The organism is uncultured Methylobacterium sp. (assembly GCF_964251405.1).
In the GTDB taxonomy this organism is placed as follows: Bacteria; Pseudomonadota; Alphaproteobacteria; order Rhizobiales; family Beijerinckiaceae; genus Methylobacterium.
Genome location: NZ_CAXUJR010000120.1, coordinates 1 through 9,518, shown reverse-complemented (window position 1 = coordinate 9,518; position 9,518 = coordinate 1). Strand labels below are relative to the sequence as shown.

Sequence of the window (9,518 nt, the reverse complement as noted above, 5' to 3'; positions counted from 1 at the left end):
GCGATGGGCTCTTAGAGCGACAGGCCTTCGTGGAAGCGGTCGGGCGAGATCGGCAGCATGAACTGGACGCCGATGCCGCCTTCGAAGTAGCGCACCACACGGGCAGGGGTTCGCCCGACCATCACGCTGGCTCCGAGCGACGGGTTCGTGACCGTGGACAGGGCCGCACCCGACATCGACAGATCGATGATCCGCGCGGCGACCTCGCGCCCGCTCTCGAGGCGGAGCATCACACCCGGTTCGTGCGGGGTGAGCCGCTCGTGCGTCCGACCCTCGGGGAGGCCGAGGATCTCGCGGTTGGCGAGCCAGGTGAGCTGCGAGGCGATCTTGTCGCGCTTGCGCAGGGTCGCGGAGAGCTTCACCGCGATGCCGGTGGCGGTAACCCGGACGATCGTCCCCTCGATCCGGCCGATCTGCTCGAGATACAGGACGATGCGCTCGCCGACCTCACCGAGCACCGCGCAGGTGAGGCCGACGCCGCCGGGCGACATGTCGACGGTCTGGCAGGGATATTCCTGACGGTCCGACAGCATGTAGCGGCCGAGCAGGGCGACCTTGACGCGTTGATGCCGCCGGAGATCGGACGAACGGACGGAGCGCATCCGCCGGAGATCATGCCTCGGATCGGACTTGGGATCGGAACTGAGGGTGGCCTCGATCATGGCAATCGCGCGTCAGCTCCAGCCCGTCACACCGCCGAAGCGGCCTCAAGGCACAGTCAGGATCCGCCCGGCAACCTCTGGATGAAGGGGGACCATCCCCGTCAGCCACCGGACGAGCCCAGACGCTAGCGGAGCCTGGTTACGAAAGCCTTGTTCCGGCGCGTTTTCCGCGTTCCGGTCGCTAGCCTGCGACGTCTGTCAGGCGCGACCGCCCGGATGGACCAGAAGATGTCCGTGACGGCGCGGGAGGCTGTCGTTGGCGGGCGCCGGCAGGCCATGCAGCACGTCGCCGTCCATCTCGAGGTTCGGCGGACAGACCGGCTGGAGAACCCGCAGCGAGGTCGCGCGCAGGCGCACGAGCGGACGCAGCCCGAGCCAGTGCGGGATCACGTGCGGGCTGAGCGAGCCGAGGATGCGCGACTGCGTCTGGCCGCGATGACGCAGGGGAAGCAGCAGGAGTTCGAGGTCGACGGTCTCGCCGCGGTCCGTCTCAGCGTGGAGCCCCGCCACCATCCCGACCGTGTCGGTCGCCACGGTCTCGATGAGGCGCCAGGGATCGGCGTCGGGCGCTCCCCAGAGTTGCGCGAAGTCGCTGCCCCGGAGCTCGCGCCGGAACAGGGCGCAGACGCGGGTCCCCGCCAGCCGGAAGGCCGCCTGGCTCTCGGGAACATCGACAGAGAGGATGAGGGCGTCGGCCAGAAGGTTGCGGATCGCCCCGGGCTCGATCTCGCTGCGCTCGGGCGCGGCGCGGTCCCGGCGGACCCGGTCCCAATAGGCATGGAGGAGGCGGCTCGTGGGATGTTTCATGATGTCTCGCGCTGGCAAGCCCGACGAGGGGGCCTGTGCGAAAAAGGGTCAGGTTCCTCCGGACGCGATCTGGCGCCCGGCATATCGGGAAGCTCAGCGCACATCCTATGCCCACCGCAAAAGCCACGCTTCATTAACCTTTCGTCAGGGTTAACCGGCCCGTCCGCGACACCGCGCCAGGGAGTGGTTCGCGGGCGACGGCGGGAATGGAGATCCCCGGATGGGTCGCGTGCGGGCGGTGAGCGCCTTTTTGCGGACCGAGGGGTTGCCGCCCCGCCTCGCGCCACGACATGGTTGCGTCATGGATGCCATGCCCGACCTGCCGCGACAGAGCCGCGTTCCCGTCTTCAACATGCCGGGCGTGGTCTCGGCCTCGATCGGCATCCTGGTGGCGGTGCACGCGCTTCGCGAATTCATCCTTCCCGATGCGTGGGACATCACCCTGCTGCTCGAGCTCGCCCTGCTGCCGGGACGCTTGACGGTGGCGATGGACCCGTCTCAGGCCGATGCCCTGCTGGCGGCGGCCTCGGGCAGGGTGTCCGATCCCGGCATGCCCGACGCCTATCTGTCGTTCGCGCGCTACATCGTGGCGGACCCGCAAGCGATGCCGTGGACCTTCGCCACCTACGCCCTCCTGCACGGCTCCTGGATGCACGTGATCTTCAACAGCGTGTGGCTCGCGGCCTTCGGCTCGCCGGTGGCGCGGCGTTGCGGCGCCCTGCGTTACGGCATCCTGGCGCTCGCCGGCGCGGTGGCCGGCGCCGTCCTGCATCTCGTCCTCGATCCCTTGAGCCTCGCTCCGCTGGTCGGAGCGTCGGCCGGCGTCTCGGCGCTGATGGCAGCCGCCGCCCGCTTCGTGTTCCAGCCCGCGCCGGTGAACCGCGGCTCGGCGCCGCCCTGGCAGATCCCCGCACCGCCGCCCCTGCAGACCATCCCGGAATTGCTGCGCAACCGCACGGCATCGGTCTTCCTGGCGGTCTGGCTGGTCACGAACTTCCTGTTCGGGGTCATCGCCCTGCCGCTCGGGGCCGACGGCACCTCCATCGCGTGGGACGCCCATCTCGGCGGCTTCGCGGTCGGCTTCTTCCTGCTGCCGTTGATCGACCGGCGCGGGACGGGGCGTTCCTGAGACCTAGTCCGTCGGCCCACAGCCGCGGGCGCGTTACCGGAGATCATCCTTGCCAGATGGTCGCAGCGGCGACACACTCTCCCCATGCCGGGCACGGGATCCGTGCCGCGCCTTTCGTGCCGCCGTGCCCCGGCGCACGCCATCGACAATCCCCGAGGGAGGGAGACCCATGACCGTCGCGCGCATCCTGTCCGAGAAGGGCTCGTCCGTCGTCACCATCCAGCCGCACCGCAGCCTCGCCGACGCGATCCACCTGCTGGCCGAGAAGCGCATCGGCGCCGTCGTGGTCGCGGAGACCGACGGCGTCGTGCTCGGCATCCTGTCCGAGCGCGACATCATGCGCGCCCTCGCACAGAGCGGAGCCGCCGCCTTCGACGCTCCGGTCTCGGGCCACATGACCTCGCAGGTGACCAGCTGCTCGCGCAGCGCCACCGTCGAGGATCTGATGCAGATCATGACCGAGGGCCGTTTCCGCCACGTGCCGGTGGTCGAGGACGGCCATCTCGTCGGGCTGGTCTCGATCGGCGACGTGGTCAAGCGCCGGATCGCCGCCGTCGAGGCGGAGCATCAGGCCATGCGCGACTACATCACCATGGCGTAGCGGCCCGCCATCGGTTCCGGATCCGGATATCGGGATCGGTCGATCACCCGTTCCCGGACGCCAGCAGAGAAGCGGAAGGCGATCCGGGACCCAGCTCGAAAGGGTCGAGTCAGCGGGCCAAGAGCAAGGGCGCAGGAGCTCGGGCGCGCGGAGAGAACCGACCCTGTCTCCGGACCCGGACTCAGGCCCTCGCGGCGGCGGAGGCCGCCATGGCGCGGATCTCCGGCAGGGCGGCCTTGGCCGCCTGCCGTCCCAGGGCGATCGCCTCCGCGGCCCGGTGGAATTCGAACAACCCCATGCCGGCGATCTGGGGCTGGACCGAGACGTCGGGCGGGTCGCTGGCCAGCCGCGCCCGCGAGATCCGGTCCTGGGTGATGTTGAAGGCATCGAGCATCACCCGCGCCATGCCCGGTGCGCCCGGTTCACGGGCCGGGCGGCGCTTTCCGGCCATGCGGCGGCCCGCACCCCGCATGCCGCGCAGGATCGCCCAGCCCCGCCGGACGGCGAGGTCTTCGACGACACCGGTCGCGACGGCTTCGGCCACGGGAGGGTCGATCGCCACGGCGAGGGTCGGGCGTGCCTCGCCGTTGAGGTTCACGCAGATGACGAGATCGGCGCCGAGCGCGCGCGCGACCTTTACGGGAACCGGGTTGACCAGCGTCCCGTCCATCAACAGGCGTCCGTCGAGGCGGACCGGTGGGAAGATCCCAGGTAGGGCGTAGGAGGCGCGCATCGCGTCGACGAGGGGGCCGCGGCTCAGCCAGACCTCCTCACCGCTGCCGAGCTCCGTCGCGACGCTGGCGAACCGTACCGGCAGCCCCTCGATGCGGCGGTCGCCGAGATCGCGCTGCAGGCGCCGCCTCAGACGGTCACCGGAGATCAGCCCCGAGCCGAGGCGGACGTCGATCAGGCCCATCACGCTGCGCCGGGTCAGCGACAGGGCAAAGCCCGTGAGCAGGTCGAGCTTGCCGGCGGCGTAGCAGCCGCCCACCACCGCGCCGATCGAGCAGCCGACGACGATCTCGGGATGGATCCCGGCCTCTTCCAGCACCTCGATCACGCCGATATGCGACCAGCCCCTGGCCGAGCCGCCGCCGAGGGCGAGCCCGATGCGAGGCCCTCGCGGCGCCCGCACCGGGACGGGCTCGACGATGCCCTCCGAGAAGCCGTCCCGGTAGAGGGCGACCCCGCGATAGGGGAGGCCGTCCCAGCTCACGGAACGAGCCCGAGGCTCGCCTGGCCCGTGGCGGGATCGAACGAGACGGTCCGGTAGAAGCAATCGCGCCGCCCGGTATGGCAGCAGCCGCCGTCGCCGCCGACATCCACGGCGATCAGCAGGGTGTCCTGGTCGCAATCGACCCGCATCTCGACCACGCGCTGGACCTGCCCGCTGGTGGCGCCCTTGTGCCAGAGCTCGCCCCGCGAGCGCGACCAGTACCAGGCCTCGCCCGTCTCCAGGGTGAGGGCCAGCGACTCTGCGTTCATGTGGGCCATCATGAGCACGCGCCCGTCATGGGCATCGACGGCGACGCAGGCGATCAGCCCCTGCGCGTCGAAGCGCGGGGTGAAGGCGAGGCCTTCCTCGACCTCGGCACGCGGGCCCGGAGGCGCGAAGCGGGCGGTCGGATCGGTCATCGCATCGGTCTGGATCGTCTGTGGGTCGGCGTCAGGACTTGTTGCGCACGAGGGTCAGGAAGCGGACCTGCTCGTTGGCATCGCCCTTGAACACGCCGCGGAACTGCGTGGTGATGGTGGAGACACCCGCCTTCTGGACGCCGCGCATGGCCATGCATAGGTGCTCGGCCTCGACCAAGATGGCGATGCCACGGGGCTTGAGGATGCTCTCGATCACGTCGGCGATCTGCGCCGTCATGGTCTCCTGGGTCTGGAGGCGCTTGGCGAAGGTGTCGACCACGCGGGCGAGCTTCGAGAGACCGACCACGCCCTTGCTCGGGTAGTAGGCGACGTGGGCCAGCCCCATGAACGGCACCATGTGGTGCTCGCAATGGGAGTAGAACGGGATGTCGCGCACGAGCACGATATCGGAATAGCCCTCGACCTCCTCGAACACCCGCTCGAGCAAGGCGTCGGCATCCTGGCGATAGCCGGAGAAGATCTGCTCGTAGGCCTTGGCGACCCGCGCGGGGGTATCGAGCAGGCCCTCGCGGGTCGGGTCGTCGCCGGCCCAGCGCAGGAGCACGCGCACGGCGGCCTCGGCCTCCTCGCGGCTCGGCCGCACCATGGCGATCTCGGCGGGCACGCGTTCGGCCGACGGGGGCAGGGGGGCCACCTCGACGGGGGCGTTGTCGTTGCGCCGCTCGGCACGGTCGACGCCGTTGGCGCTCGCGTGGTTCGGGTCCCGCACCTCGTTCAGGCGGTACGAGAGGGACTTGAGCGCGGCATCCATGGCATCTCCCGCCCGCGCGACACGGGACATCATCTCGGTAGCGTCGGGCTTGGCATACATCGTCGCATCATCTCGGCCGTCTCGACGACCGGCCAGCGCCCGAACAATGCGGTCTTCAGGGCCGTGGGCGCGACACTGCTCGACGAACCGCGTCCTCGCGAAACGGCACGCTCGAGCCTATATCGTTGTTCTTCGCGGATCGCGCAATGCGGTCGGCGCAGATCCGGTCCCCGCGCTCGCGAGCCGGCGGTTCGGGCGATGCGGGTTTCACGCCAGGATAGTTTACGCCAGCACACGGGCTTCACGCGCCATGCTCGACGACATCTACAACCGCCGCATCCTCGAACTCGCCGCCGACATCCCGCGGCTGGGCCGTCTGCCGTCTCCCGACGCCAGCGCCAGCGCACACTCGAAGCTGTGCGGCTCCACCGTCACCGTCGATCTCGCGGTCGGGTCGGATGGCGTCGTCACCGATTTCGCCCACGATGTGAAGGCCTGCGCGCTCGGCCAGGCCTCGGCCTCGATCATGGCCCGCCACGTGGTCGGCGCCCGCAGCGAGACCCTGCGCGAAGTCCGGGCCGCCATGCGCCGGATGCTCAAGGAGGACGGCCCCGCGCCGGGGGGCGAGTGGGCCGATCTGGCCGTGCTCGAACCAGTCCGTGACTTCAAGGCCCGCCACGCCTCGACGCTCCTTACCTTCGACGCCGTCGTCGACGCCCTCGACCAGGTCGCGGCGCGGCGTGAGGCCGCCGAGTAGGAGATGATGCGCCGCGCCGCGCATTGGGCGATCCGCGGCTACCAGCTCACCCTATCGAGCCTCGTCGGGCGTCAGTGCCGGCACTGGCCGAGTTGTTCCAGCTACACCGACGAGGCGATCCAGCGGCACGGGCTGTGGGCGGGAGGATGGATAGGGTTCGCCCGCATCTGCCGGTGTGGCCCATGGGGTACCGATGGGATCGACCTCGTGCCGCAAGCGCTGCCGGAGCGGGCCACGTGGCATCGCCCTTGGACCTACGGTCGTTGGCGCGGCGTCGAGGCGCCGCCCTCGCCGTTCGTGTGCGAGGGGGTGGAGAGCCATGAGCGATCGGTGCCCTACGATCCGCGATGACGGACGAGCAGATCCTGCAGGAGTTCCGGTCGGCAACGGAAGTTCGTGGCCTGCAGGCATCGGATGGCCATCCTCACGTCGAGCAATCCTTTGCGGCCCGCCAGGTCGATCACGCCAAGCGTCCCGATGACCTTGAATTCCCTTTCGCGCGCCGCCGCGGCGCCGGCACGATCGTCCATCAGGATCAGGTCGGCCGATGAGGCGATGGCAAGCCGAATCGCCTCACGCTCACCGACGTCCAGCTTCTCCAGCGCGGGATCGACCTCGCATGGAACACCCGGACGGATCGTCAGCCAGGCAGGGCGCGATTCCAGCCACGCCCGCACAACGGCGGGGGTTTCCGGCTGATCGAGTTCATCGCGGACTGCTTCCGGGACCATCACGATGCCGAACATCGCCGGCAGAACCTGGACCGAGCCGATGAGGACGAGGTAGTTGAGCGGGCTGGTATCGGCGACGACAGCGCGCATGGCCCTTAGCGGAAGCCGAGTTGCGCCAGATCACGTCGCTCCTGCTCGAGGTCGTCGACCCCGTAGTCCAGATAGACACCCCGAGCCTTGAGAAAGCCGTCGAGAGCGTAGCGCGTGTCGAAGCCGAGCATGCGGCGCAGCTCCGGGAGGGTCAGCCGCCCGGCTCGGTATTCCTCAGCCCCGAAGGCCTCCAAGGCGCGTCGCGAGAGGTCGCTCCCACCGGCCGTCTGGAGCTTGCGGGCGAGTTCGTCAGGGATGGGCAGAGTGATGTTCACGTCGTGCCTTCCAGGGCCTTCTGCCAGGGCCCTCTGGAAGTATAGCACGAGCCTCCCGGACCGCCAGCGGCCACCAGCGACGGGTATCCCGCGTCCGCTCCGCCTTTTCCTCCCGCGCCAAATCGGTCTAAACCGCGCCGCCGCCCATCGGCATGCGATACACAGCCCCCGCTTACCTGCCCCGTATGCAGGAGTGAGCCAGGAGACCCACGATGCCCATCCTCACCTTCCCCGACGGCAACACCCGCAGCATCGAGGCGGCCGCCACGGGACGCAGCGTCGTCGAGGGCATCGCCAAGTCGCTGGCCAAGCGTACCGTCGCCATGGCGCTCGACGGGGTCGTCCACGACCTCGACGACGCGATCGCGCAGGACGCCCGCATCGAGTTCCTCGACCGCGCCGACCCGCGCGCCCTCGAACTCATCCGCCACGACTGCGCCCACGTGCTCGCGGAGGCCGTGCAGGCCCTGTGGCCGGAGACGCAGGTCACCATCGGCCCGGTGATCGAGAACGGGTTCTACTACGACTTCGCGCGGGACGAGCCGTTCACGCCGGAGGACTTCCCGAAGATCGAGGCGAAGATGCGCGAGATCATGTCTCGCGATGCGCCCTTCACCAAGGAGATCTGGACGCGCGACGACGTGCGGGCGCTGTTCGAGGCGAAGGGCGAGGCCTACAAGGTCGAACTCGTGGACGCGATCCCGCCCGGCGAAGACCTGAAGATCTACCGCCAGGGCGAGTGGTTCGACCTCTGCCGCGGCCCGCACATGACATCGACCGGCAAGGTCGGCACCGCCTTCAAGCTCATGAAGGTCGCGGGCGCCTATTGGCGCGGCGATTCCAACAACCCGATGCTGACGCGAATCTACGGCACCGCCTGGGCGACCCAGGCCGATCTCGACGCCTATCTCCACCGCCTCGAGGAGGCCGAACGCCGCGACCACCGGCGCTTGGGAAGAGAGATGGACCTGTTCCACTTCCAGGAGGAGGGGCCGGGCGTCGTGTTCTGGCACGCCAAGGGCTGGACGGTGTTCCAGGAGCTGATCGCCTACATGCGCCGGCGCCTGAAGGGCGATTACTCCGAGGTCAATGCCCCTCAGATCCTCGACAAGTCGCTGTGGGAGACCTCCGGACACTGGGACTGGTACCGGGAGAACATGTTCGCGGCCCAGAGCGCGGGGGACGAGGCCGAGGACAAGCGCTGGTTCGCGCTGAAGCCCATGAACTGCCCCGGCCACGTCATGATCTTTAAGCACGGTCTGAAGTCCTATCGCGATCTGCCTCTGCGCATGGCGGAATTCGGCGTCGTCCATCGCTACGAGGCATCCGGCGCAATGCATGGCTTGATGCGCGTGCGCGGGTTCACCCAGGACGACGCGCATATCTTCTGCACCGAGGACCAGCTCGCCGCCGAGTGCCTGACGATCAACGACCTCATCCTCTCCACCTACGCCGATTTCGGCTTCGAGGAGATCGTGGTGAAGCTCTCGACCCGGCCCGAGAAACGGGTCGGCTCCGACGCGCTCTGGGACCATGCCGAGGACGTCATGACCCGGGTGCTGGGGCAGATCGAGGAGCAGTCGGGCGGCCGGATCAAGACGTCGATCAACCCGGGCGAGGGCGCCTTCTACGGGCCGAAATTCGAGTACGTGCTGCGCGACGCCATCGGCCGCGACTGGCAATGCGGCACGACGCAGGTGGACTTCAACCTGCCCGAGCGCTTCGGCGCCTTCTACGTCGATGCCGAGAGCCAGAAGACCGCACCCGTTATGGTCCACCGGGCGATCTGCGGCTCGCTGGAGCGCTTCACCGGCATCCTGATCGAGCACTTCGCCGGGCATTTTCCGTTGTGGCTGGCCCCCTTGCAGGTCGTCGTCGCCACGATCACGCAGGATGCCGACGCTTACGCCCGCGAGGTCATCGCCGCCCTCGACCGGGCCGGTCTCAGGGTCGAGGGCGACCTGCGCAACGAGAAGATCAACTACAAGGTCCGCGAGCATTCGCTGGCCAAGGTGCCGGTGATGCTCGTCGTCGGCCGCAAGGAGGGCGAGGAGCGCAC

At 69.1% G+C, this 9,518-nt stretch carries 12 protein-coding genes; 5 read left to right on the top strand and 7 right to left on the bottom strand.

All coding sequences use genetic code 11. The features are described 5' to 3' along the window. Positions 1-11: 11 nt before the first annotated feature. Both ACFE7U_RS16330 and ACFE7U_RS16325 read right to left on the bottom strand, forming a co-directional pair. Positions 12-602, bottom strand: a complete 591-nt coding sequence (locus tag ACFE7U_RS16330) for a PilZ domain-containing protein (protein WP_375410771.1) — start codon at positions 600-602, stop codon at positions 12-14. A gap of 258 nt (positions 603-860) precedes the next feature. Next, positions 861-1,469: a PAS domain-containing protein gene (locus ACFE7U_RS16325; protein WP_375410770.1), complete on the bottom strand. Its 609-nt coding sequence runs from the start codon at positions 1,467-1,469 to the stop codon at positions 861-863. Positions 1,470-1,770: 301 nt separating this feature from the next. Between ACFE7U_RS16325 and ACFE7U_RS16320 the strand changes: the two genes are divergently transcribed. Together ACFE7U_RS16320 and ACFE7U_RS16315 are read left to right on the top strand one after the other, a co-directional pair. After that, the gene (locus ACFE7U_RS16320; RefSeq protein ID WP_375410769.1) at positions 1,771-2,598 is read left to right on the top strand and encodes a rhomboid family intramembrane serine protease; all 828 of its coding nucleotides are present in this window, start codon (positions 1,771-1,773) and stop codon (positions 2,596-2,598) included. Between the two features lie 169 nt (positions 2,599-2,767). After that, a complete protein-coding gene (locus tag ACFE7U_RS16315; protein ID WP_375410768.1) occupies positions 2,768-3,199 on the top strand; it encodes a CBS domain-containing protein in 432 nt (143 codons plus the stop codon). Between the two features lie 181 nt (positions 3,200-3,380). Here the strand turns inward: ACFE7U_RS16315 and ACFE7U_RS16310 are convergent, their stop codons facing one another. From ACFE7U_RS16310 to folE, 3 genes are read right to left on the bottom strand one after another with little or no spacing between them, the layout of a single operon-like run. Continuing rightward, on the bottom strand, positions 3,381-4,415 hold the full coding sequence (locus ACFE7U_RS16310; RefSeq protein ID WP_375410767.1) for a patatin-like phospholipase family protein: 1,035 nt from the start codon (positions 4,413-4,415) through the stop codon (positions 3,381-3,383). Beyond that, positions 4,412-4,834 carry a phosphoribosyl-AMP cyclohydrolase gene (gene hisI, locus ACFE7U_RS16305; protein ID WP_375410766.1) on the bottom strand — a complete coding sequence of 141 codons (423 nt, stop codon included), beginning with the start codon at positions 4,832-4,834 and terminating at the stop codon, positions 4,412-4,414. The genes ACFE7U_RS16310 and hisI overlap by 4 nt, the downstream gene beginning before the upstream one ends. Positions 4,835-4,865: 31 nt before the next feature. Then, complete coding sequence (gene folE / locus ACFE7U_RS16300; protein WP_375410765.1) at positions 4,866-5,666, bottom strand: GTP cyclohydrolase I FolE; 801 nt, start codon at positions 5,664-5,666, stop codon at positions 4,866-4,868. Positions 5,667-5,916: 250 nt separating this feature from the next. Between folE and ACFE7U_RS16295 the strand changes: the two genes are divergently transcribed. After that, positions 5,917-6,363: an iron-sulfur cluster assembly scaffold protein gene (locus tag ACFE7U_RS16295; RefSeq protein WP_375410764.1), complete on the top strand. Its 447-nt coding sequence runs from the start codon at positions 5,917-5,919 to the stop codon at positions 6,361-6,363. A 3-nt stretch (positions 6,364-6,366) separates the two neighbouring features. Next, entirely contained in the window at positions 6,367-6,714 is a 348-nt protein-coding gene (yidD, locus tag ACFE7U_RS16290; RefSeq protein WP_375410763.1) for a membrane protein insertion efficiency factor YidD, read from the top strand. Here the strand turns inward: yidD and ACFE7U_RS16285 are convergent. Continuing rightward, complete coding sequence (locus ACFE7U_RS16285; protein ID WP_375410762.1) at positions 6,699-7,109, bottom strand: DUF3368 domain-containing protein; 411 nt, start codon at positions 7,107-7,109, stop codon at positions 6,699-6,701. The genes yidD and ACFE7U_RS16285 overlap by 16 nt on opposite strands. Positions 7,110-7,189: 80 nt before the next feature. Further along, a complete protein-coding gene (locus tag ACFE7U_RS16280; RefSeq protein ID WP_375410761.1) occupies positions 7,190-7,459 on the bottom strand; it encodes a UPF0175 family protein in 270 nt (89 codons plus the stop codon). 212 nt (positions 7,460-7,671) lie between these two features. On the opposite strand from ACFE7U_RS16280, the gene thrS reads away from it, so the two are divergent. Further along, on the top strand, positions 7,672-9,518 hold a 1,847-nt coding region (gene thrS, locus ACFE7U_RS16275), incomplete at its 3' end, for a threonine--tRNA ligase (RefSeq protein ID WP_375410760.1).

Bases quoted from the DNA above. Each gene is read 5' to 3' on its own strand.
- folE (WP_375410765.1), bottom strand. From the start codon at position 5,666: ATGTATGCCAAGCCCGACGCTACCGAGATGATGTCCCGTGTCGCGCGG.
- ACFE7U_RS16325 (WP_375410770.1), bottom strand. From the start codon at position 1,469: ATGAAACATCCCACGAGCCGCCTCCTCCATGCCTATTGGGACCGGGTC.
- ACFE7U_RS16330 (WP_375410771.1), bottom strand. From the start codon at position 602: ATGCGCTCCGTCCGTTCGTCCGATCTCCGGCGGCATCAACGCGTCAAG.
- ACFE7U_RS16320 (WP_375410769.1), top strand. From the start codon at position 1,771: ATGGATGCCATGCCCGACCTGCCGCGACAGAGCCGCGTTCCCGTCTTC.
- ACFE7U_RS16295 (WP_375410764.1), top strand. From the start codon at position 5,917: ATGCTCGACGACATCTACAACCGCCGCATCCTCGAACTCGCCGCCGAC.
- ACFE7U_RS16315 (WP_375410768.1), top strand. From the start codon at position 2,768: ATGACCGTCGCGCGCATCCTGTCCGAGAAGGGCTCGTCCGTCGTCACC.
- yidD (WP_375410763.1), top strand. From the start codon at position 6,367: ATGATGCGCCGCGCCGCGCATTGGGCGATCCGCGGCTACCAGCTCACC.
- hisI (WP_375410766.1), bottom strand. From the start codon at position 4,834: ATGACCGATCCGACCGCCCGCTTCGCGCCTCCGGGCCCGCGTGCCGAG.
- ACFE7U_RS16285 (WP_375410762.1), bottom strand. From the start codon at position 7,109: ATGTTCGGCATCGTGATGGTCCCGGAAGCAGTCCGCGATGAACTCGAT.